Raw genomic sequence first — 22,735 nt, 5'->3', positions numbered from 1 at the left:
TATTAACCGTGTAATAGTTTCACGGCGCTAGCTCGTTAATAGTTTATATGAGCGGGCCATAAAAGCGGTTGGTATTCCTGATGAATTTCATCCATATGGCGGACATGCACCTGGGCTACAGGCAGTATGGCCTTGAAGAGCGGTTTCTCGATTTCGGTTATACGTTCAAGCAGGTCGTCGAGTACGCCATCGCACAAAAAGTTGAATTTGTCCTTATCTCCGGGGACCTGTTCGATAAGCGGAGCATTAATGCTCCTACCTATATCCAGGCGGTCCATGTTCTGTCCTTGCTTAAGAATGCGGGCATACCCTGTATCGCCATCGAGGGCAACCATGACCGGCGATTTTTAAAAGACGGTATGTCGTGGCTGGATTCGCTGGAATGGGAAGGGCTGCTCAAGGTCATTAAAAATTATGATGGCGACCTGATGGGCGGTTTCGTAGACGCGGGTAAGACGAGGATATTCGGCCTGGGCTTTGCCGGCTCGATGACGTCTGCTGCTATTCCCCGGATAAAAGAGGAGATCGCTGCGATTAACGCTCAGTCTCCGCCTGAAAGAACGATATTTATGCTGCACGCCGGCGTGCAGGGCAAAATGAAGTACGGGGTCGTCGGCGAAGTGACATACGAGGACCTCTGCCAGCTCAAGGGCGCCGTCGATTACCTTGCCCTCGGGCACTATCATAGCAATTACGAGATCGACGATTGGGCCTACAATCCGGGCTCGCCGGATACGTGCTCTATCGTGGAAGCCTATGAGAAAAAGGGCATATACCATGTTACCGATGTCGGAGCGAAGCTCGTCCCCATGAGCACCAGGAAATTCATCCCCTTACGCATAAAAGCTGACGGCCATAAGGGCTTTGAATCATTACTGAACGATATCAGGGAGTCGCTTATAAAATATGGGAAATACGACGGCCCCATCGTCCATGTGATCATCGAAGGGACACTCGGGTTCGATAAGTCCCACATCAACGTAGATACTATTTTAGAGGCGGTCAAGGAGATAACGAGCGCACTCTATGCTGATGTACGATTCGACCTTGTGAACGACGAGTTCAGGATCGCCAGCATAGATGCGGATGCGCTGGACCGTGCCAGCATCGAGAGGGAAGTATTTCGTAAGCTCGCCAGGTTCGACAGCGTCCTGGCGGGTAATTGTGACTTCTTCGCCGCTTCTCTTTCTGAAGTTAAGGACATGGCAGTTAAGGGTGCCGACGAGAAGACGCTGGATAGCCTGTTCAGAAAGATCTATCATGAAGTCAAAAACGCCCCCGTAGTGCCTGAAGCTGCCCCCGCTCCGGTTGAGATAGTATCTAAACAGCTTGAGCCCGAGATGCCTGTGAAGCCCGTTAAAAAGCCCCGAAAAAAAGCACAAAAGTCAGGGCAAGTATCGCTAGACTGGAGTGAGGGATGATGATCATTAAAAAAGTCGCTCTCAAAAATATCAAAAGCTACGGGGAGGATGTCATCGAGTTCCAGGAGGGCATCACGAGTATCCACGGGCTGAACGGAGCGGGCAAGTCCACGGTGCTCGAATCCATCGGCTATGCGCTTTTTGACTCCTTGCCCTACAACCAGTCTGAATTCGTTCGTAAGGGCGAAAAATCTGGCGAGATCGTCGTCACCATCGTCGGGATGGATGACCTGGAGTATACCATCACGCGGAAGTGCGGTTCCTCGCAATCCTACACTATCCGGGGCGGGAACGGCATCCAGATGGAGGGCAAGGAGTATGTGGGCACGATGCTCTGCGATATTCTGGGCTATCGCGTGCCCGACATCGGCCAGCTCCGTTCCCTGTTCGAGAACGCCGTAGGCGTGCTGCAGGGCACATTCGTCTCAGAGTTCCTCGAGAGTGCCAGTAAAAGGAAAAGCATATTCGACCCCCTTTTACGGATCGATGAATACAATACGGCCCACAAGAATCTACTCCAGCTCAAGAACTATGTGAAGGGCTCGATCGACGAGATGGAAAAGAAAATAAGCTATTTAGAAGGCAAGTGCGAGCCCCGCGAGTCGCTAATACTGGAAAAAGAGGGGTTGACCGGGCACGTATCCTTACTAAAAAAGGAAAGGCTCGATAAGAACGAGCAGATCCAGCTTGCGTTGAAGGAAAAAGAACGCTATGATGCGATCGAGAGCGCGCTAAGGGACCTGGAGAGCAAGCGTAAAGTCACCTTCACCGATGCCCAGAACAAGCGGGCATATATCGAGCGTATCAAGGCCGAGCTTAAAAAGTCAGAAGAGGCCATGGGGAAGCTGAAGCAGAACGAGGCTGCTTACCGCCTTTACTCTTCTAAGATGGCCGAAAAAGAGGCGCTCGAAAAGCAGAGGCTCGAAAGGGACTCCATTATAACAAAGATAAATTTTGTTAAAAATTCTATCGCCGAGATGAAAGGCAGACTGGGCGAGTGCGAGAGATCCATAAAAGAGATGGACCAATTCGAGGCGGAGATAAAGACACTTGAGCCCCTCGTTGTGGAGCAGGAAAAGCTCGATACGGAGATGGAGCGCTTTATGTCAGAGATCAGCTCCCGCACCCACGAGCTTGGCCAGCTAAAGGAGCGTATGAGCCCGCTGAAGACCGTAAAGGGCAATATGTGCCCCGTCCTGTCGGGCGTCGAATGTAAGAGCGTCACCGACCTCAAGAGCTATTATGAGGCTGAACTTTCCCGGCTCATGGCGTTAAAGTCGGGCCTTGAAGCCGGCAAGAAGGAGATCGCCGATAAGCAAAAGGCGCTCGGGAACCCGAAGCTTTCGCTGAACGTTAAAAAAGAAAGCCTGAAGAAGAAAGCACAAGTGACATCCGACCATGATCGGCTGAAGGCCCTGATGACTGAAAAGCAGGGCGAGCAGGTTAAGCTCGTCTCGGAGTTAAGCACGTTCTCGTCGCTGGAGAACCAGTTCAAGACGATCAATGAAGAGCTTACCAGGCTCAAGCCCGCCTACGATGAATACCAGCAGAATATCCGCATCGCCGGCCAGGTCGCCGAGAGGCAAAAGGAGCTTGACATTGCTTCTGCCGCGCTTGAAAAGAAGGATGCGGAGCTGAAGGGCCTTGAAAGGGAACTCGAGGAGAAAAAAGCAGTATACGTTGCCGATGCTCATGTAGCGGTGAAGTCTTCCTGTGAAAAGCTCCGGACAGGGCTGGCTTCGCTGGGCGCAAGGATCGATGCTGAGGAGAGCCGTATTAAGGCGATCGATAAAAACCTTGAGGATATTGAAGAAAGCCTGAAGCAGATGGCCTCGTTAAAAGAGAAACGTACAGCCGAGATCGACTACCTCGCCTTTATCGAGAGAGCCCGTGATGTAATTCGAATGGCCGGCCCTGAGGTCATACGGGTCTATATCGATCTGATCTCTCGAGAGGCCACCGGGATGTACTGCGAGATCGCAGGGGACCATCGCTTCGAGATCAGGTGGACGGCAGACTATGATATTATATTGATCGAGGATGGCCGGGAGCGCACGTTCAGGCAGCTTTCGGGCGGAGAGCAGATGAGCGCCGCGCTCGCCGTCCGGCTTGCCGTGCTGAAGATACTCACGAGCAGCGACATAGTGTTCCTGGACGAGCCGACCCAGAACCTGGACGAGAGCCGCCGGGAACGGCTGGCCCAGGAGATCATGCGCATCAAAGACTTCAAACAGATGATCATCATATCCCACGACGACACATTCAACGCCAGCCTGGAGAACGTCATCGAGATCGAGAAGCTGAATGGCGAAAGTAAGGTTAGGAGGCGAAATGCTAGACCTCAGGCTACTCTCTCGTGAGCTTCTGGACCGGAAGAGCGAGATCCTGGACTTTGACCAAAAGGATTCCGACGTGCTGGAGAAGTATCGTGAGAAGCTCCCGATGCTGGATTCGCTCGATAAGAATGCGAATGCCAGGCTTCCGGTATATTCCGGGAGTAAATTTTTAGAAGACGGACCTTTAGTTCGGCCTTTTAAGAAGAGATTCGTTAACCGGGCGGATGCTACGGACTGGGCCCTGGAAGTGCTGAAAGGTAAGACCGTGGCGGCCGTGGATGGAAGCCAGGTATTTGCCTCGAGGCGATACTCGGTGCCCATCGGGCTCACCCAGGCCGGGCTCGTCATTAACAAGCATACCGGAGTCGATGGATTTTCAACATCTTATAAAATGTCCCTGATCACGCCCTCGGAGTTTGAAGCCTATAAAGGCACGTCGGCCTTTTCCGAGACGCCCGTATCCCTCCGGCGCCACCAGCTCGAGTGTGAGCAAATATGCGAGTTCATGCGCTCTAATCCTGGCGACATAGTATTCCTTGACGGGTCCCTGGTATTATCGTTCATCAACGAGCTGGCCGACGAGAAGATACGTATGAATTATGTTGACGCTATCGTATCTGTGCTGAGAACGTCCGAGGAAACAAAAACGCCTGTGGCCGCCTATACGGACATGCCACTCAATAAGGACATAGTCACCTTGATGAAAAAATACTTCCACCTGCCCCCGGTATCGCACCTTTCAGACGTCCACCTTATCCGTGGAAAACTCAACTGGGCAGACCGTACACGGACCTTCATATCCGACCGGGACGATAAGAGCAGGGAGAATAAGTCGGTCCTGGACCTGTATGGGCCCTATCGTGACTCGGTCGCCTTCTTTTATATTCAATCGTCAGGCGGGTTGCCATCGAAGGTGGAGTTCCCGGAGTGGGCCTATGAGGCTGGAATGGCCGATCGTATAGCGGACGTCGTGAGAGCGGAATGTATTATAAGACCTGGATACCCGGATATCATCCACCGGGCGCACGAGTATACGGCCATCAGCCAGGATGAGGCTGAGCAGTTCAGCCGCATACTGGACCACTTCGCAGCAGCGAATCGGATAAAGATATACAAGAGCGCTAAAGAAATAAATAAAAAGGTCACATGAGGCGGTCTTATGTATAGATAGCCGCGGTGACTACATCTTTATTAAAGATGACCTTTTTACCATTTAATTTCACTTCATAGAACGTTCCTGTATCGTCCTTTAGCTCTACGGCCTTTGTGATATGAGTATTCTCTTCGAAGGCGAACCCCATATCATTAAAAGCTGTCATATTGTTCGAAGGTACCGAGAATTGGACCATCGTCGTTTGAGCGTTGAAGGAGGCAATGGCAGATGCGATAAAGGGAAGAAAAACCACCAGTACTGCGACCGATAATATGGCTAAAACGAACATAAATACGCTACATTTCAACATGTTAAATTTGTAGTGGGCAATGTACGTGTATGATTTTTTTATGCCCGGAATATCATCAGATTTAAAATTTAACAACCGTGGATTTAAAACATTTATGCAAAAATAAATGCTTATTAAAAAGACAATATAGGGTAATAACAATGCGATATTTCCCGGGAAAGTAAACGTTTTTTCATCGATGCTCACAAAAGCTAAAGCGGCCGTATAGATCCCCGTGACCGTTGTAATAATCGATATAAGATATTTTGCCATACTGTCCATGAGTTCGGGGGAATTTTTTATCAGGTCCTGCCCATAGTCCAGCCACTTCTTCTCCCAAGGAGGTACTATATCATTGTTAGTTAATTCTATGGCGGAAGGGTCGACAATAATCTTAGTCTTCATTGTTTAACACCTCTTTTACGGCATATTCAAACTGGTAAAACGTCCCGCCACTTTTATCCGATATGCATCCCGAAAAAGTTCCGATTTTATTTGGCACAGGATCACGATACCCTAGATACCTATCGATGTAATTGATAACATCTAACAGGAATTTTACAAATCCAGGCATATCAATATCTTTGTTCTCATCTTTTGGATTATTTAAACTATTGGCTACTCGATATGCTTGCTCAAAACCTGACACTTTATAAATGTAATGAGACTCCTTTTCGCCGTTATTGCCCTTTACCGTTAAATCAATTTGTAGATCATTAGTTGCAAGAACTGCTTCGTATATTTGGCCGCTCATGAAGATCACCCATGGACTTTAATTAATATTTAAGCGTTTATTTGTTTAAAAAAATATCGTTATATAATAGGTTGAATTATAAGCGATTATTTCTTTCACTATGGATAATCGAAAACGTTTTGACGTCGCCATCCTATAAGCTATAGGTGTATAAGGCATGAAGGTAGGGTCGATCGTACAAGTAAAGTCCTTTTCCGAATATATCGCGAAGGTGCCGCTGGATGAGAATGTCGGCTATGTAGCGGCATCGAAGGTGCCCGCAGGCACGTTCGTTTCAATAAAGACGGCGCAGGGCTCAGTCATCGGCATCGTGACCAGCGTGCAACACGAGATAAAGGAGGACGTCCTGCCGTTCCTGTCTGAGGAAAAGCAGGAGGTCTTTGCGCCTTATGTTAACGACTACCGTAGCTCTTATCTTGCGATCCATGGGATCGGGAACGTGCAGGGCACGAGAGCCTTGCAGAGCCTCGACTATGCGCCCGTTGTAAACGACGTCGTCGAGCTTATGGATAAAGAAGGCATAAGGGCTTTCCACACACCGGGCGGGAAGCCGAGCTTTTCCTATTATCGTAAGCTATCGTCGGCGGTTGACCCGGAGACACTATGCTGCACCATAGACCACGTGGCTACGGCAGTGCCCGAATGCAAGCCCATGCTGGCAGCCCTCAAAAAGCACACGGAGAATAAAGCATGAAGCCCATAGGCAACGTCCAGAGCGTCGAGGAGAACGACATCAGCTTCATATCGTCCATGAAGCTGAAGAACGGCGACTTCGTCGCCTACCAGGACCGCTGGGTAACTCCTGACCGCTTCATCCTGTGCCGGGTTAAATATGCTCAGTCGCTCAAGCCCTTCCCTGATGAATTTTTATTTAATAGTGACTTGAACCCGAAGGCGATCCTTGAGTTTAGCGGCATGGACACTGAGGACTATGATAAATACCTTATAACGGCTTCTATCGTCGGCTATTTCAATGAGGCAATCGGGGAGTTCAAGCACCCCAGGACGATGCCCGACAATGGTGAATCGGTCTACGTGGCAGGGCAGGAACTACTGAAAGACGTGAGCAAGGCCGCAGTAGGCCAGCGCGGCTCTGCCGCAATAGGCTCTGTACTCGGCACAGACGTGCCCGTCGTATTAAGCGTGAAGGACCTGGTCAGTCAGCACCTGAGCATCATTGCGGCCACCGGGAGCGGAAAAAGCTATACCGTTGGCGTACTGCTCGAAGAGCTCATGCGCCCGAACAACCGTGCAGCCGTCCTCGTAGTTGACCCCCACGGAGAATACCCAACACTAACGGCACTACAGAACATCAAAGAATTCAGGGAGGATGACTATCGCCCAACAGTCAAAGTCCTTCGCAAGGAGAACATCAAGATAAAGATCACCGAGCTCAAGCTCGAAGACTTCATGAGCATTCTGGAAATGACGGACAAGATGGAGACGTTCTTCGCCCGGGCCTATTATGCATTACCCGACAGGGCGAACTTCCGCAAGGCCGATCTGCTGAACGAGATCCAGGCGCTGCGGAACGAGAGCAACCAGTCCACCATCGACGGCATCGTCTGGCGCTACGAAAGTAACATCATGAGCCGCCCGATATTCGACGACTTCCAGCACATGCAGCTCAAGGACCAGTTCAGCGTCGGACAGCTTTCCATCCTTGACCTGAGCGGCCTCTCCCAGAAGGAACAACAGCTTATATCGGCGGTATTGTTACGCCGGCTATTCGATGCACGGCAGGGCACCATTAACGAACAGTACCACGAGAAGGATGAGAAGTACCTGCCCTACCCGGCGTTCGTCGTGCTCGAAGAGGCCCACCGTTTCGCCCCACAGAACGGCGAAGCCAAGTCAAAAAATATACTGAAGACCATACTCTCGGAGGGCCGTAAATTCGGCATCGGCGTCTGCATGGTCTCCCAGAGGCCGTCCAAGCTCGACAGCGACTGCCTGTCCCAGTGCATGTCCCAGATCACCATGCGGATCATCAACCCGGTCGATAAGAACCAGATCGCCGCCAGTATCGAGACCATGAGCAAGGATATCCTGGACGAGCTGCCTGCGCTCGCTAAGGGCGAGGCCATCATATCTGGCGTTGCCATTAATACGCCTACGCTCGTGAAGGTGCGTGCGAGGCTCACGGAACATGGCGGCATTAGCAGGGATGCGCCCGAAGAGTGGGTCGCATATTCGAAAAAAGCCGTAGCTGCGAAGGTAGTGGCGCCTGCGCAAAAACAGCAGTATAAGCTATTTTAAAAAAATTATTTTTTCTTTGTGCTTTTAGCTTTCGTCGTCGCCTTAGCTTTAGCGGCTGGCTTAGGAGGAGCTACCTCTTCAGCAGCAGCCTTCTTCGAGCCTACGGCAGACTTACGGGCAGGAGCTTTTGCCGGCGGCTTTACCTCTTCGACGGGCTTCTCCGCCTTAGAGGGTTTAGCAGCTTTAGTGGGCTTAGCGGCCTTCACGGGAACCTTTTCAGGTGGCTTCACGGGAGGCATCTCCGGTTCTTCAGCGGGAGCCTTAGCGGCAGCCTTACCCTTCTTCACCTTAACAGGGGCGACTTCTTCCTTAACGGGGGCCTCAACCTCTACAACTTTAGGTTTCGGCGCAGGCTTCGGCACCTCCCGCTCAGGCATACGAGTAAGCAGCTCGATCCAGTTACCGAGGTCCGGGCAATAATCGGGCTCGCACTCATACGTACAGCCGATGCACGGGGCGATACCGCCGTCGACGATGATAAGGCTAAAGTCGACCTCTTTCCGGGGGGCCTCCTTCTTCTGGGGCAGATAGGAGATACGGTAGGTGCGAGTGCCTTTTACCGTCTCCCAGGTGCGCTTGATCTTGCCGTCCTCCTCCAGCTTCGCGATGATGCGGGAGCACTTACGGCTGTCGATGTCGAGGTCTTTCCAAAGGTCGCTCTGGAGGACGCCGTTGGGGCGGGACTTGATAAGAGCCAGCGCTTTCTCCTCTAAGCTATCCTCGCTCAAAATACGATTACTCCTTCAATGGGTTTAACAGGATGATGTTATTGCCTCTCAGGACTACCGAGCCGAGGGTCCTCAGCTTCTGGCCGCCCTGTATCTCAGTCGTATCGACCATGTGAAGGTTCAGATAATCGTCGGCACTGACCAGGGTACCTTCCAGAATGTTCTTCTCGCCTTTCATTTCTACCTGAATTTTCTGGCCAACGAGTGCCTGAACTTTTTTATTAGGGAACAAAAAATTAATCCTCCTTTAGTAAATTAAAGATGACAGTCTATATTCCACGCATTAGGTATTTGTATTTTTTTATCGCTCAGCCTACTGCTCTTTTAGTCTTTTTGACCGTGTTCGCGATGTCCTTGCCCAGGCGCTTGCATTCCTCGATGTCCTTTTCCGTGGGCGTGAACTGCACGCGCAGTACTGGGTCGACGACTTCCATGCCGAGGGCCCGCAGCATCTTCGCTATATCGGCCGGCGCTTCGCCGCTCCATCCGTACGACCCAAAGGCCGCACCGACCTTGCCCTTGAGGCCGTCGCCGAGCTCCTTGCCCATGCGCTCGATGAAGTGCTCCATGGGCGCGTGCATCTTGTACCAGAAGGTCGAGCTGCCCAGCGCTATCGCGTTAGCGTCCTTGAGCTCGTTCATGTCGGCCTCGTAGAAGCTGACCGAGTGGGTGTCTATGCCCCTGTCCTCCGCCCCTTCCGCGATCGCGTCCGCCATTTTTTTCGTATTACCCTGTGTGCTGAGGTATACCACGACTAATTTAGGCCTGGCCATAAATATCAATGTTATTTTATTTTATTAGGCAATAATACTTTTGCGTATCTTATGGCCATGCCCGGGATAGGGCCCTTCTACCAGAACCAGGGTAATATAAACGTTATATAAGGTATAAATGACTATTATTAAAATTATTTTGCCCGAATATATTTCACTTTGCAAATTAATAATTCGTTAGTTTCAGTTGCGGGGAATACTAATTCATACTGACATAAAAATCGGTGATAGGCCGGAAACTTTCTATCATTCGATACTGGATTCGCTCACTTCGAACATCGCAATATTAAACGATTCGGGCATCATCATCGATATAAACGATTCATGGGATCGTTTTGCATTACAGAATGGCATAAAGTCCCTCGATAAGGTCGGCGTGGGCGTCAGCTATTTTGAGGTCTGCCGAAAAGCCCATGGCGAGCATTCGGATGAGGCCCCCGTCGCGCTGGACGGATTACTGTCGGTCCTTAAAGGCAATATCAGTTATTTTGAGCTGGAATATCCCTGTGATTCTCCGGATAAGAAACGCTGGTTTTTAATGCGGGCCACGCGCTTTATGGAAAACAGCCGCAAGTACCTTGTAGTTACCCATATCGATATCACGCGGCGTAAGATGGCGGAAACAGAACTACTCGCGTCATATAAAGAGCTCGAGACGCGTTATAAGGCGCAGGCGGAAATATCGAAAGATTATGGAGATATGTGTAAGGAAAGTATTATCGAGAAGAAGCGCCTGGAGGAAGCGCTTCGCAAGAGTGAAAAAAAGTTCCAGAACCTGCTGGAAAGGGCACCTTTCGCCATTTATATCTATCGCGGGGAAAAAAATTGCTGCTACGTGAACCCGGCGGCGGAGGCGCTTACCGGGTATACGCGGGATGAATTCATCAATATGAGCTACTGGGATATTGCCCATCCGGACTACCGGGAGCTCGTCAAGGAGAGGGGAATAAAAAGGCAGAAGGGGGTGACGGTCCCAGCACGATACCAGATAAAGATCATTACGAAGAGCGGAGATGGGCGATGGATCGATATCAACGCGGCCAATATCATGTTCGAGAGAAAGCCCGCCGTGCTCGTCACGATGATCGACATCACCGAACAAAAGCTGGCGGAGGAGACCCTGTCCGAAGCCAGAGCCCAGGCGGAGGTATATATCGACCTCATGAGCCATGACATCAACAACATGAACCAGATCGCCATGGGCAGCCTTGAATTATTCCTCGATCGATCACAGACGGGTAAAAAGATCGAGGGTGAAGACTTGAAACTACTGCGATCTTCGTATCTCACGCTCCAGAGCATTTCAAGGCTGATCGATAACGTGAGAAAGATACAAAGTCTCAAGTCCGGCATGATCAGGCCGGAGGTCGTAGACACCGGACTCATGATCGCCGAAGTCATTAAAGCTTATGAAAATATTCCGGGCCGGGACGTGAAGATCCATTATACGCCCGTTTTTGGATATATGGTAAAGGCATGTGAATTATTCCAGGATGTTATAGTAAACATCATAGACAATGCAATAAAACACTCGACAGGGCCTTTGCTAATTAATATTGAAGACGCGGAGGTAATAGAGGACGGTAAAAAATATTACCGGATATTCATCGAAGACAACGGCCCGGGCATACCCGACGAGAAAAAGAAGGATATTTTTGAGCGGTATAAGCGCGGCGATACGAAAGCCAGGGGCCGTGGCCTCGGGCTTTACCTGGTCAAGACGCTCATCGATGACTTCGGCGGCAAAGTATGGGCCGAGGACCGCGTGCCCGGGGAGTACGGGAAGGGCAGTAAGTTCGTAATAATGCTGCCGGCGATCACTTAGGTCCTTCGCGTAAGGCTTTTGAGTTTCAGCGCAATGTCTTTGCCAAGGCGCTCGCATGCTTCGATATCCTTATCGTTCGGCTTATACTGGACTCGCATGACCGGGTCCAGCACGTCGAACCCGAGCTCACGCATTCGCTTTGCTATGAAGATCGGGGCTTCTCCACTCCAGCCGTATGAGCCGAAAGCTATCCCGGGCTTTCCCCTGCATTTTTTACTATCAAGGCTGTCGATGAGCTTTTCTATAAGCGGGAGCATTCGCTGCTCATACGTCGGGGATCCGATGGCTACGACGTCCGCGCCCAAAATATCTGCGGTCTCGATGTCACGGAGGTCGGCGGCTCTTGCCTCTAGGCCCATCGACCTGGCGCCGTCCGCGATCGCTTCCGCTACGAGCCTCGTATTACCCGATTTCGTGACATACACGAGCAATAGGTCTAGCATATAAAGAAGATAAAAAAAGTGTTTTTAATTATTTTTTATTCTTATTTTAACGAGGAAACGTCCATCTCGAATAGCGCTATCGGCATCTCGATGCCCCAGTTCTTCAGGACCTGAGGGTGAATCTCGCCGATGATGCCGGCTTTTTTATCGCCGATGAATATCTCGGCGCACCTGCCAGTTATGAACGACGGATGCTCGACGGCGGCCGTCCTCAACTTATCGGCGAGGCCGAAATTATAGCAGAGCGACTGCAGCTTTGTCTTGATCTCGTTGAAGCCGGCCTTCGAATAGCATAAGGCGCACGCAACGTGCTCTTCTTCCTTAACGCCCGTGCTCTCGAAATTGTCCAGGTGTGCCGTGGTGCCTACTTCCAAGATGTTCTGCGGGTACTCGCGGTGCAGGTTGTTCGATAGCACAATCATGAGCGACGGCGCGATCCATGTGCGCATGATATTATACTGGTCGGTGTACGGGTTGGAAAGCTCGACAGCTCTGCCGTCCTCGGGCTGGCACATCTTCGTGTACGTCTCCTCTTTGCCGATAAGGATGAAGTTGAGCGTGTCCTGGCAGCCCAGGCCGATCATGACCTCCCTTACGGCATCGTTGAGCTTGTTCTTTTCCGCAAGCTGGCCGACCGATGGCGTGTTGGGATAGACCGGGGGCATGTTGTTGAAGCCGTAAACGCGGCCGACGTCGTCCACGATGTCCCTTAGCTGAATGATATCCGTCCTGTATGGCGGTATCTCGACGACCAGGTAGTCGCTGCCCGTTTCCGCAATGCCGTTGCCCATGCGTAACAGCAGGTCTTTCGCCTGCATGGCCGTCAGGTCAAGGCCGAGTACCGTGTTGATCTCGGAAAGCCCGATGCGCATCGTGCGCACTTCCAGATTGGGCCTTTCGAGCGTGTGGTCGGGGTATTCGACCTTAAGGCCGTATATCTTTGCGCCGCGCAAATAGAGTGCGTACAGGGCGATATTGAGCATATAATCGATCGTGCCGAGGTCTTCGCCCGTTAGCTCGATGAGCAGCTCATGAGTGTCGATGGTGACTTCCGTCCGTTTAGAGTTGATGATGGGCGGGAACGAGAACAGGCCCTCCGCATCGTAGATGACCGGCACGAGCGGCTTGTCCTCGAGCACGTAGGCGTAGTCCTTGCCCTTGTCGTGGCGCTCCAGCACCTCGCCGGGCGTCATGACCTCATTGCTCTGGAGCGGGACGAACTTGACCGCATCCCGGGCCACAGCCTTATAATAGATGTCCTTGCCCTTGATCTTCGACAGGTCGTGGATGCCGATCGCTCCCTTTTTCCTGCGGCGGCCGAAGGTACCATGCAGCTTTTCCTGCAGGTGCATGATGGACTTGATCGATTCGTCCGTGAAGTGGAGGTCCTTAACGATAGCGCCCGTGACGAAAGGCCTGACATGCTCCAGCTCGCGTTCCACGATGATGCGGTAATCCGAAGGCTCGACAGGCGGTATGGTTAATCCCGTCTTGATGCCGTAGTAGGCCCGCAGCATGAGGGCGATGCCCTCCTCGCAAAGCAGGTCAGCACGGTCGCTCGTGACCTCGAAGGTCACGTCATCGCCTTCAATGGCTTCCGTTTCGAGGCCGAGCTCGAACAGGTCGTCGCGCAGCTTGTCCAGAGATATGTCCTTGCCGATGAGCCTGACGAGGTCGGGATAGTTGACCGTTACTGTTGCCATATGACGGGCACGCTCCTTAAGAAGTTGATGTCGCACAGAGGACCGTGAAGGTCACGGATGTCCTCGTATCCATACAGTATCATGAGCAGGCGTTCCAGGGCCAGTCCCCAGGCGATGACGTCGCATTCGATGCCATAGGGCGCCAGCATTTCCTTCCTGAACATGCCCGAGTTGCCTACCTCGATCATCCGCCCGCTACGCGGGTGCTTGCCGTATATCTCGAGGCTTGGCTCTGTGTAAGGATTATATGTGGGCTTGAACCGCAGGTTCGTAATACCGAATCGGGAGTAGAACTCCTTGAAGGTGCCCATGAGGTCCCGCATGCTGAGCTTCTCGTCCATGATCCAGCCTTCGATCTGGTAGAATTCGAGCAGGTGCGTGATGTCGATGGTATCGTTCCTGAATACTGGGGCAACAGAGAAGAACTTCTGAGGCGGCCTGTTATATTTCGCCAGGTAACGTGCCGTCACCGAGGTCGTGTGCCCACGGAGGACCAGCTTTTTAGCGATTTGCTCGTCCCAGGCATAGTTCCAGCCCAGGGAGCCAGTATCGCCGCCGTGCTCGTGGATATCCCTGACTCGATGCACAAGGTCTTTTGGCAATGTGCGGATGTACTTCGGCTTCTTCAGGTTAAACTGGTCCCACTGCGTCCTGGCCGGGTGGTCCTGCGGCATGAACAGAAGGTCGTTCACGTAAAACTCTGCGTCCACCATCGGGCCTTCCATCTCCTTGAAGCCCATCTCGATGAGGGTGCGCTTCACCTTGTCCATGGCCATGCGGAGGATGTGCTTCCGGCCGCCGTACTCGTTGAGCACCGGGGCGCTCACGTCGAACTTCCGGAAGGATTTGCCCTGCCAGGTGCCGGAGGCGATCATCTCGGGCGTAAGCTGGCCGAGCTCTTCCTCCACCGTGATGCCCTTTTCCTTAAGCGCCGCACCGGCGGCAGTAATGAGAATGATCTTTTCCTTTTCTTCTTTAATTGTCACGATGCTGCGCTTGAGCAGGTCCTTCATGGTCTTTTCCGGCAGGCTCTCCTGTGGCTTACCCTCGCCGATAATGGAAAGAGCCACCTCATCGGGCGACTTCTCAGCTTTTTGCGGCACCAGGACCGTATCCCCGTCCTTCTTCTCGAACTTCGCCCAGCCCTTTTGCCTCAGCCAGCCCATGGCGATATTGACGGTCGAGGGCGGAAATTTCGATTTAAGCTCTTTTAAGGATGCCCCGCCGTCCGGCAAGGCATTAAAAATAATGCGCTCCGGAAGCCCCTCTTCAGCGTACTTCCGGCCTTCATCCGTTAAAACGTATTCCGAGACGACCTCGTCCCGGACCGACGCCAGGCCCTTTTCCTCCAGAAGGTAGGCGGCATGCGTGACGGCCTCGGCCTTCAGCCCCGTTGCCTTCGAGACCTCCAGGGCCGTCATCTCAATGTCGCCGATGGCCTTTAGAACGATCTTTTCATTTGCGGACAGATCCATGTTACTCCAGCTCTTTCGTCTTTTTAATTTGAATGCGGTCGCCTTCCTTGACGCTGCAGTACTCTTTCATAGACTTTTTAAGTTTAGCGACCTCTTTTTTATCCTGCGGCCTCTTTAACTTATCGTAGGCGGCGCTGTAATCGCTGACGATGAACTCGTCGATGATCTCTTTCGCCTTCTCCCTCTTCTCCTGGTGCCTCTCGAGGAAGCTCACGACGCGGCCGGCAAGCTCCTGCTTGCATTCTCCGCACATGATCTCGCCACGCACGCATTTTTGCTCGCGGGCGTTGAGCTTCTCCCGGTCCTCCTCGAAGAGATAATAGTAATACTGGAATATGGCGCAGACGCTTGGCACCCCGCCCAGCTTCCTTTGCTCTTCCACCGAGACCCTTCCGCCGGTGAAAGCGCTCAGCACCTTCTTGCGGGCGGTCTTCGGGTCGTCCGTCGTGTAGATGGTCGTCTCCGGCTTCGAAGCGGACATCTTATCGGAGCCCGCCAGGCTCGGGAGGAACGTGCAGTGGACCGAGGCAGGCTTATAATAGCCGAGCTTGGGCGCTATATCCCTGGTTACGCGGAAATGCGGGTCCTGGTCGATAGCGTGGGGGATGAGCACAGGCACGTTCTTTCCCCGTTCCACCGAAGGCAGAAAAGCGGGAGCCGACTGCATGGACGTAATGAATATCATGCCCACGTTGGTCGAGTTGTCGAACCCGAACACGGCTTTCGCCGTGGAGAACGTGAGGCGCTTCGCCACTTCAATAGCTATGCGATACAACGTCTTATTATATTCAAGATCGGAGAATATGAAGGTCTTCTTCGGGTCGAATCCCAGGGCGACGACGTCCAGCGCATTCTCATAGGAAAAGCCCAGCGTATCCTTAATAGAAAGCTCATCCCTGGACAGGTACTTCTCGTCGTCCGTCATCTGGAAATACAGGGGAACGTCGAACGTATCCTGCAGGTATTTGGTGAACATCCAGGGCATGAGATGGCCCAGGTGCGTGTTGCCCGAGGGGCCCCTCCCGGTGTACAGGACGAACTTTTCACCCTTTTCGTACAGGTCGAGGATCCAGTTCAGGTCACGATGCGAAAAGAATATCTTCCTCTGGAGAGCCATCGGGACGCTGCCCGTAATGCGTTTCCACCGCTCAAGGAGCTTATCGTCGATCGGCTCGGTGCCGAACACTTCTATGAGACGCGCGTAGTCCACCTTGCCGGAGACTTCCCATGGCGTGACCTTGAATTCCTCGTTCATTTTCATCGTTCCTATAGCTTAATGCGGCCAAGGCTGAAGTACTGTACGCCCCCGCTATCGGAGGCTATGCCTCCCTTATCGGAGGCTGCGCCATCTTTCTCGAAGGCGAAGACCATTTCCTTCCGGACGCTGTTCGCCAGCCTTACCGACCTCGACAGGTCGGGCAGGTCGAACACGTGCCCGTTCTCAATATAGTCTACCAGGTAGAGGGAGTGCGGGATCTTCTTGATGTTCTCGATCTTGAGATATACGCGGAAATGGCTGCCGAACTTGAACCCGGTCTTCGCGACCAGGCCCCTCTCCCTTAAGTCCTCGTAGACTTTCAATTTGCCTTCGAAGTCACGGTCTATTGTGCGCGTTTTTTGTATAAAGGTTTCGAGCTTCAGGGGCTCATTTGTCTGTGTGTCTAGGATCGCCAGGCCATATTTTTTCATCAGATAGGCGGATTCGATGAGGGATAGCTGGAGGCGCTTCTCGTCCAGCATATTGCCGTAGAAGCCTTTTTCGTGGAGCTGCAGGGACATGCCCTGGTCCCAGACGATGACCCGGTCGGCCATGAGCGTGGCCACGCCCTTTTTCATTTCAACGTCCAGTGGACCCATACCACCCCGCATACGCTGGAACTTGACGCCGTAGTACGTTATGTCGCTTTCTTCGTCCACGATGGCTAGCGCCATTTCCCGCCGGACATTGATGGCCGCCTGCAGGTTCGATATGAGCTGCGTTAGCGGGAGGGGCTTGCGCTCCGTTACTACGTGAACAAATAAGTGAGAGGCTGTGACGCCCGGCTTGCCGCCCCGCGGGTAGACCCGGAAATCCGTAACGCCGGGCTGAACATAATAGCCGCGCTCGCGAAGATCACGATAAACGATATACTTAAGCTCGAAGTATTCCTGCAGATGCGACGCCTCGATGAAAAGGTCCCTGAAGGACAGCGATCTACCATTAGAGTCGACAGAGATCTTCTCACGGTCCAGAAGATAGGCGGCCTCGACCAGAGCAAGCTCGAGCGTATCATCCTTAAGGCGGCCATAATATAGAACATTATACAACTCCTCGACGGCATCACTGCCCATGACGACCCGGTCGCCTTTTAGCTCGCCTTTCATAAAATAAACTCACTATAAGTACATTGAACAATAGATATTTTATAGCCGAATCGGCCTTATAAAGATGACCCTGCTAATAGATATCCTGGGCCTTAACGGCTATATCATTCTCCAGGGGCGCCACATGGCTGCGAATACGCCAGCCGCTGTCGTATTCCAGCTCGACGATGCTGCCCACTGGGTGCTCTTTCTCGATGAACTTGATCTGCCGGTTATCGACCGGCACGTCGACCATCTCCCGCCCGACCCTCACGACGATGTGGGTACTTCTCGAGATCGGCAACAGGCGTTTCGGGTACCTGGCGATCTCGCCAAAAGTGATTATATCGGCGCTTTTATAGACCATTTTACTATCACTTTTAAATTATAATATAATTTATAAATAATAAAGGCTCTAAAAGTAATGGCAAGAAAACCAAGCGGTCATAGAATAAAAAACAGCATAAGGCGGGCATTGCCCGCAGATTTTACGACGTTATGGCGCAATGCTGACATGGATCTGTTTGCTAGAGGGCACTTCGATCGAGATAGCGAACGGGCCTGTCTCGCTCACAGGGCGGGGAGTCCTGTCCGCATATATGACGCAGTCCGAAGTGTCGACGATCTTCATGGTATATGTGGAGCCCCAGTCATCCCTGAAGGTCACCTTGAATTTTCCATCGGCGCCCGTCCTGTTCCCGTATTCGCATCCGTTAACGGTATCGACGAGCACGATATAGCCGGCCGCAGGGTCGCCGTTGTAGGTGATATTACCAGTGAGGACGTGTATCGCAGAGGTATTGTTCGCGCCCGATTCAAGCGGCCTTGTAAATATAAGGTCTACGGGGCCGGTTATTGTCGGGACCGGGGTAGGCAGCGGCGTGGCCGTAACAACAGGCGTAGGCGTCGGAGCGGCAGGCGTAGGCGTAGGAGCCCTAATAAAAGCGCCGGAGCATCCGGCAGTTGTCAGCGATATAGCGACGATCAATATCGCAATAAGGACCAGTTTAGCATTTTTGTCGGTCATATGTGGTAAATCCTTGCATGTCATTTACTGAAGGTTTTTACGCACGGCACCTTATCGTTTATTTAGATAAACTACATTATTAGCCTAAAGATTTTTTCCACATTGAAAAAAAGTTTAATAAGTATTATGGAGAAAGTTTTGTATTTTGCTTTCCTCGGGCGCCAGGCGGCTCATAATATGCCAGCAGCCGTCATATTCCAGCTCGACAATGTCCCCGACATGGTACTCTTTCTGGATGAACTTTACCTGACGCTGGTCGATGGGTATCTTGATCATATCGCCGCCGGCCTTGACGACCATAAGGGCAGGCGACATTGGTATCCATCCATGCTTATATCCGGCTACTTCGCCTTTTATTACACTACCGTATGCATTACAGGCCATTGTTTGCCCCCATTGCTATAAAAATATTAATAAATAAATTAACGACCCGTTGAAAGGGCAAAAAAAGCAGCCTATAGCGCAATTAATAGCAAATGCTAAATGTTCAATCGCCTGCTATCTCATCCAATGCCAGGTCTTCCCAGCTTCTCAGGCCTTTGACCATCTCGAATTCGACCGGTGTGAGCACCGGCGCGGGGAATCGCCCGGCATCGTCGATGGCGATCCGGGGGCAGGCCGTCGACACATACGCGTCGACTTTGAAGTTCAGCAGACGATCGGGAGATATCTCTTTAATGGAGATGAGCACTGCATCGCCGGCGATATCCTTGAGGCGCTTCGCCAGCGCCAGGCGCTGCTGCCCCGATTTCATGCCCACGATGATCCCCCACTTTTTCGCGTCCATGGCCTTCGCCATGACGGCGTATCGCTGTTTCATTATTTTTTCTACGTCCACCAGGCGGGCCTCGCCCGTGAAGGGGTCCGCCGCGACCACGGGCACCTTATGGGCGAGCCTCATGCCCATCGGGTGGAAATTGCCCGAGCCGACGAACAAAAAAGAGTCCACGCCGGCGGGCACTGCGCTGAAGTTGCACCCCAGCACCTGGCCCGGGTAAGTGATCCTTGAATCGCCCTTAGAAATGACGGGCTCCCTGCCGGCATCAGTCAGGATCTTAGCGATGTCGTCGAGCTTATGGATGTGCTGCACGGTAGTGACAACGCCCACTTTTTGGCCCAGCAGCGGCAATGCGCTCGCAACAGCCCGATCGACGTCGACATCATGATAATACTCCATGAAGACGATACGGTCGTCATCGCTAATGCGGGAATGCCCGAAGTGAAAGAGCACATCGACCATATCCAGCAAGGCGTCGTCGATATCACATGCCCCGTAGCACGGGTCGCCCGAAATAATGACCAGGGCGCCCGTCTTCGCCTCGACCTCTTTAGCGAGAGCCGGTGCCTGGCGCTTCAGGCCCTCGGGGAACTGAAACCCGATGGTCTTCGCATTACGGGCACTAATAATACCAGTGATCTTCGGAACGTCGAACATCCTGAAATAAAAATAGAACAACACTCATGTATACTTTTGCATAAAAAAATAAGACTTACTTCTTCGTGACCTTCTTCTCGCCCATGATAAACTTGGCGATGAGGAAAACGACGAACGCTATGATGACGAAGTTGATCACCTGGGACAGGAAGTCGCCCCACTTGAACAACATGCCGGCGATGTCAAGCGTCGCTGTCTGCCATGCGCCGCCGGGGATCAGTCTCCCGATTATGGGCATGATGATATCGTTTACCAGCGCCTGGATCAACGCCGTGGCTGCGACACCCATGATGAATGCGACTGCCAATCCCATTACCTTATATTCATTTAAAAATTCTTTAAAATCTTGCATTATTCCCATAAAATCACCTCATACAAGCTATTACTGAGCAATATGACAGGCCTACTATAAATAATTTAAATTAAAAAAAATTGGGATGCCCCGATAGAATGTATGTGGGGGCGGGGGCATCCATGTTCTAGTAATCTTTATATCCAGGCCGAGTACGTGCACATGCAGCCCCACTGCTTGGGAAGCCGGGGCAGGCTTTGTATCTCGGACCACGAGTACTGGTGCTTACCCCTCGTACACGAGATACAGTGGTTACCGTTGGCGGGCAGGATCTTGATGCCCTTGCCCAGCCTTAGCGCCGACAGCTTTTCGAGATCCATGTTCGTGCACGCTTCGCCCATACGCATACGGGCATAGAGCTGGGCGATCTCGAGCGGATCGTCAAGGTTGCACGTCGTCGCGTAGCCGCAGCACGGGTTTGTCCTGAGCACGTTCCCGAACACGGTCCAGCCGAACTCGCCGTTGGACACGTCCAGGATACGCTTGCCGGCATCGGCATACGTCTCGCCCAGCAGCGCGGATAAAGCCAGTTTTGCGCCGACCTCCTTGCGCTGGGTCTCGAGCAGCGGGAGCTCACTGTAGTCGTGAGCGAGCAGGTAGGCCGCCAGCTTCAGGTACGCCTCGGGCATGCCCTTCGACCAATCAATGCCCGGGCCTTTGGAGAATACCTGCTGAGACTCGTAGAGAGCGATGCGCTGGCCGGCACGGGTGAGGTCTCCGGTCATCAGGTATGCCATGGCGCTCGCCTCCATCGTCTTTCGGGCCATCTCTTTGCTGGCCAGGTAGAATTCGACCTGTTTCTTGCCTTTCCCCGTCAGCCGGTAACGCCTGATGTCGGCGACCTCGTTCGAGGCCACGTTGGCCGGTATACAGTCAAGGTACCGGGCGATCATCTCCGACTTCCGGGCCTTCGGGCTCATTGAGATCTGATGCTGTTCTAAAAGCGACTTGATGTCTGCAACTCTGTACTTGGAATCGAATTTTTCTTCGAGCGATGCCTCCTCTAAGAGGCCCTCACTGCAAAATAATGCGATATTGTGTTCAAGGGACCCGACGATCGGAGTCCACGCTTGCTGTAGTTCCTGGTCGACCTGCTGCTTTGTGAGGCACATTAGCAGTTCGTACTGGGCCACACTGACCCTGCTGTAATTTTCAGGAGTGTACCCTAAGAATTGATAGAGTAAGCTCATCCTTTCCATCCCGATGTTCTATAATCGCTATGAGGTCTTAATCTTTTTGCTCATAGTAAATTAAAGCAAATATATTGGTTTGTGCTTTTCTGGCCGTTGCGTAAATTTTAAATAGGGCGTTCAGGTATGTAGTCTATGCTTTTTCAAGATGCCTCTGTGGCTCAGCCTGGTAGAGCGGCTGACTTGTAATCAGCAGGTCGCGAGTTCAAATCTCGCCGGGGGCTCTTTTCCTTTTTAAAACCAAATATAGTCTTTATTTTCCTAACGGGCTTATTTTCTAATGCTGACAAATGAAGCCAAATTTATAGACATTTGACCTCATATGCTGATGATACGATCTCTAATGAAAACAATAACTAATTACGATATAAACGTTTGCTAAAATTTCGTCCCTCCTCACTTATACCAATAGGTTACTGACCTCGAAGTCAAACAGAACAAAAAGTTGAAAATTGTTAATTTTTGGGACTTCCCCCATGAAGCTTATTTAATTTCTCTTGGACGTTCCACCTTTTCATTTCAGCTGCAGAGAAAATATTGGGGCTATTCTTGTCGGCCAACCACGAATAGGTCATCTTGTTTACAACGATGAACGCCACGAGGACCATGTATACGATTGCGATTACCCAATCCCAGATACTCGCTAGGCCCATGGTTTGGATGTAGTAGATATAGTATAATCCTATGGGTATGTGTAGCAAAACAACGGCCCCCAACCCCGGATTATAAAGTGATTTGAGCTTTAAGTTGGTCATTACGCCATGAACAATAAATTGCATCATGCCAAATAATATGGGAGCCAATCCAAGCCATATTATATTAGGGAAGAATACTGGAATTAAGTACATCAAATAAGTAACAACCACATTAGTGATCATGGCCGAATTTTGATTCAAGGGGTATTTGTTAGGAGTAGAACTAGGCTGTAATACCATGTTCATGACCGCCGGCTCGCCACCCGGGAAACCATACTCCTCGAATTGATGTATTAAAATGGCCACAAAGTTAAGCAACAGTAAAATTTGCAATACACCCATATTCGGATATTCCAAAACTAAATAGAGCAATGCAACAAAGGCAACAACCAATCCTATGTTGTACCAGTTCCCTCTTATAAAGTCCATAATCTTCATAAGAATCCCTCAAGAACAATCGAGATTACATCATATATGTAGTTTGCTACTGAACTACTTAACTCATTTTCACATAAGATTGCCATTCGTCCATAG

General features: G+C 51.5%; 23 protein-coding genes and 1 tRNA gene. 7 read left to right on the top strand and 17 right to left on the bottom strand.

Annotated features, from left to right (window positions below; translation table 11 throughout):
• Positions 1 to 68: 68 nt before the first annotated feature.
• The 3 genes from MCP_RS07180 to MCP_RS07170 are packed head-to-tail and all read left to right on the top strand — an operon-like array spanning position 69 to position 4,907.
• Positions 69 to 1,421, top strand: a complete 1,353-nt coding sequence (locus MCP_RS07180; RefSeq protein WP_158301461.1) for a metallophosphoesterase family protein — start codon at positions 69 to 71, stop codon at positions 1,419 to 1,421.
• Complete coding sequence (locus tag MCP_RS07175; RefSeq protein WP_012900173.1) at positions 1,418 to 3,781, top strand: AAA family ATPase; 2,364 nt, start codon at positions 1,418 to 1,420, stop codon at positions 3,779 to 3,781. The genes MCP_RS07180 and MCP_RS07175 overlap by 4 nt, the downstream gene beginning before the upstream one ends.
• Positions 3,753 to 4,907 (top strand): DNA double-strand break repair nuclease NurA, encoded by a 1,155-nt coding sequence (locus tag MCP_RS07170; RefSeq protein ID WP_012900172.1) that lies wholly within the window; start codon positions 3,753 to 3,755, stop codon positions 4,905 to 4,907. The genes MCP_RS07175 and MCP_RS07170 overlap by 29 nt, the downstream gene beginning before the upstream one ends.
• A gap of 7 nt (positions 4,908 to 4,914) precedes the next feature.
• Here the strand turns inward: MCP_RS07170 and MCP_RS07165 are convergent, their stop codons facing one another.
• Together MCP_RS07165 and MCP_RS07160 are read right to left on the bottom strand one after the other, a co-directional pair.
• Positions 4,915 to 5,604, bottom strand: coding sequence for a hypothetical protein (locus MCP_RS07165; protein WP_012900171.1), 690 nt, complete (start codon positions 5,602 to 5,604; stop codon positions 4,915 to 4,917).
• On the bottom strand, positions 5,594 to 5,953 hold the full coding sequence (locus tag MCP_RS07160; protein WP_012900170.1) for a hypothetical protein: 360 nt from the start codon (positions 5,951 to 5,953) through the stop codon (positions 5,594 to 5,596). Before MCP_RS07160 ends, MCP_RS07165 begins: the two co-directional genes overlap by 11 nt.
• Before the next feature lie 157 nt (positions 5,954 to 6,110).
• On the opposite strand from MCP_RS07160, the gene MCP_RS07155 reads away from it, so the two are divergent.
• On the top strand, positions 6,111 to 6,647 hold the full coding sequence (locus MCP_RS07155; protein ID WP_012900169.1) for a hypothetical protein: 537 nt from the start codon (positions 6,111 to 6,113) through the stop codon (positions 6,645 to 6,647).
• Positions 6,644 to 8,212 carry an ATP-binding protein gene (locus tag MCP_RS07150; protein WP_012900168.1) on the top strand — a complete coding sequence of 523 codons (1,569 nt, stop codon included), beginning with the start codon at positions 6,644 to 6,646 and terminating at the stop codon, positions 8,210 to 8,212. Before MCP_RS07155 ends, MCP_RS07150 begins: the two co-directional genes overlap by 4 nt.
• Before the next feature lie 5 nt (positions 8,213 to 8,217).
• On the opposite strand, the gene MCP_RS16160 is transcribed toward MCP_RS07150, so the two are convergent.
• From MCP_RS16160 to MCP_RS07135, 3 genes are all read right to left on the bottom strand, one after another.
• Complete coding sequence (locus MCP_RS16160) at positions 8,218 to 8,940, bottom strand: helix-turn-helix transcriptional regulator (RefSeq protein ID WP_012900167.1); 723 nt, start codon at positions 8,938 to 8,940, stop codon at positions 8,218 to 8,220.
• 7 nt (positions 8,941 to 8,947) lie between these two features.
• Positions 8,948 to 9,172, bottom strand: a complete 225-nt coding sequence (locus tag MCP_RS07140) for an LSM domain-containing protein (RefSeq protein ID WP_012900166.1) — start codon at positions 9,170 to 9,172, stop codon at positions 8,948 to 8,950.
• Between the two features lie 76 nt (positions 9,173 to 9,248).
• Complete coding sequence (locus MCP_RS07135; RefSeq protein ID WP_012900165.1) at positions 9,249 to 9,713, bottom strand: flavodoxin domain-containing protein; 465 nt, start codon at positions 9,711 to 9,713, stop codon at positions 9,249 to 9,251.
• Between the two features lie 187 nt (positions 9,714 to 9,900).
• On the opposite strand from MCP_RS07135, the gene MCP_RS07130 reads away from it, so the two are divergent.
• Entirely contained in the window at positions 9,901 to 11,538 is a 1,638-nt protein-coding gene (locus MCP_RS07130) for a PAS domain-containing protein (RefSeq protein ID WP_012900164.1), read from the top strand.
• Here the strand turns inward: MCP_RS07130 and MCP_RS07125 are convergent.
• The 11 genes from MCP_RS07125 to MCP_RS07075 all read right to left on the bottom strand — a co-directional run bounded on the left by MCP_RS07125 (position 11,535) and on the right by MCP_RS07075 (position 21,515).
• Positions 11,535 to 11,981, bottom strand: a complete 447-nt coding sequence (locus MCP_RS07125; protein ID WP_012900163.1) for a flavodoxin domain-containing protein — start codon at positions 11,979 to 11,981, stop codon at positions 11,535 to 11,537. The genes MCP_RS07130 and MCP_RS07125 overlap by 4 nt on opposite strands.
• A 41-nt stretch (positions 11,982 to 12,022) precedes the next feature.
• Entirely contained in the window at positions 12,023 to 13,684 is a 1,662-nt protein-coding gene (gene pheT / locus MCP_RS07120) for a phenylalanine--tRNA ligase subunit beta (RefSeq protein ID WP_012900162.1), read from the bottom strand.
• Complete coding sequence (locus tag MCP_RS07115) at positions 13,672 to 15,159, bottom strand: phenylalanine--tRNA ligase subunit alpha (protein WP_012900161.1); 1,488 nt, start codon at positions 15,157 to 15,159, stop codon at positions 13,672 to 13,674. Before MCP_RS07115 ends, pheT begins: the two co-directional genes overlap by 13 nt.
• 1 nt (position 15,160) lies before the next feature.
• Positions 15,161 to 16,414 carry a tryptophan--tRNA ligase gene (locus tag MCP_RS07110; protein WP_012900160.1) on the bottom strand — a complete coding sequence of 418 codons (1,254 nt, stop codon included), beginning with the start codon at positions 16,412 to 16,414 and terminating at the stop codon, positions 15,161 to 15,163.
• Positions 16,415 to 16,425: 11 nt separating this feature from the next.
• Positions 16,426 to 17,523 (bottom strand): tRNA-intron lyase, encoded by a 1,098-nt coding sequence (endA, locus tag MCP_RS07105; protein WP_012900159.1) that lies wholly within the window; start codon positions 17,521 to 17,523, stop codon positions 16,426 to 16,428.
• Between the two features lie 73 nt (positions 17,524 to 17,596).
• Complete coding sequence (locus MCP_RS07100) at positions 17,597 to 17,869, bottom strand: hypothetical protein (protein WP_012900158.1); 273 nt, start codon at positions 17,867 to 17,869, stop codon at positions 17,597 to 17,599.
• A gap of 129 nt (positions 17,870 to 17,998) precedes the next feature.
• The gene (locus MCP_RS07095) at positions 17,999 to 18,529 is read right to left on the bottom strand and encodes a hypothetical protein (protein WP_128567087.1); all 531 of its coding nucleotides are present in this window, start codon (positions 18,527 to 18,529) and stop codon (positions 17,999 to 18,001) included.
• 114 nt (positions 18,530 to 18,643) lie between these two features.
• A complete protein-coding gene (locus tag MCP_RS07090) occupies positions 18,644 to 18,913 on the bottom strand; it encodes a hypothetical protein (protein ID WP_012900156.1) in 270 nt (89 codons plus the stop codon).
• 103 nt (positions 18,914 to 19,016) lie between these two features.
• On the bottom strand, positions 19,017 to 19,964 hold the full coding sequence (gene dph2, locus MCP_RS07085; RefSeq protein ID WP_128567269.1) for a diphthamide biosynthesis enzyme Dph2: 948 nt from the start codon (positions 19,962 to 19,964) through the stop codon (positions 19,017 to 19,019).
• Positions 19,965 to 20,019: 55 nt separating this feature from the next.
• On the bottom strand, positions 20,020 to 20,316 hold the full coding sequence (locus MCP_RS07080; protein ID WP_269446013.1) for an MscL family protein: 297 nt from the start codon (positions 20,314 to 20,316) through the stop codon (positions 20,020 to 20,022).
• Between the two features lie 137 nt (positions 20,317 to 20,453).
• The gene (locus MCP_RS07075) at positions 20,454 to 21,515 is read right to left on the bottom strand and encodes a hypothetical protein (RefSeq protein ID WP_012900153.1); all 1,062 of its coding nucleotides are present in this window, start codon (positions 21,513 to 21,515) and stop codon (positions 20,454 to 20,456) included.
• Between the two features lie 141 nt (positions 21,516 to 21,656).
• Between MCP_RS07075 and MCP_RS07070 the strand changes: the two genes are divergently transcribed.
• Positions 21,657 to 21,730: transfer RNA gene (locus MCP_RS07070), tRNA-Thr, on the top strand.
• 231 nt (positions 21,731 to 21,961) lie between these two features.
• Here MCP_RS07070 and MCP_RS07065 read toward each other — a convergent pair.
• A complete protein-coding gene (locus tag MCP_RS07065) occupies positions 21,962 to 22,639 on the bottom strand; it encodes an HXXEE domain-containing protein (RefSeq protein WP_197525932.1) in 678 nt (225 codons plus the stop codon).
• Positions 22,640 to 22,735 lie beyond the last annotated feature (96 nt).

Origin of the sequence: Methanocella paludicola SANAE, assembly GCF_000011005.1 — an archaeon.
In the GTDB taxonomy this organism is placed as follows: domain Archaea; phylum Halobacteriota; class Methanocellia; order Methanocellales; family Methanocellaceae; genus Methanocella; species Methanocella paludicola.
Note: the sequence above shows the minus strand (reverse complement) of the source record. Positions and strands in the feature narration are given on the sequence as shown.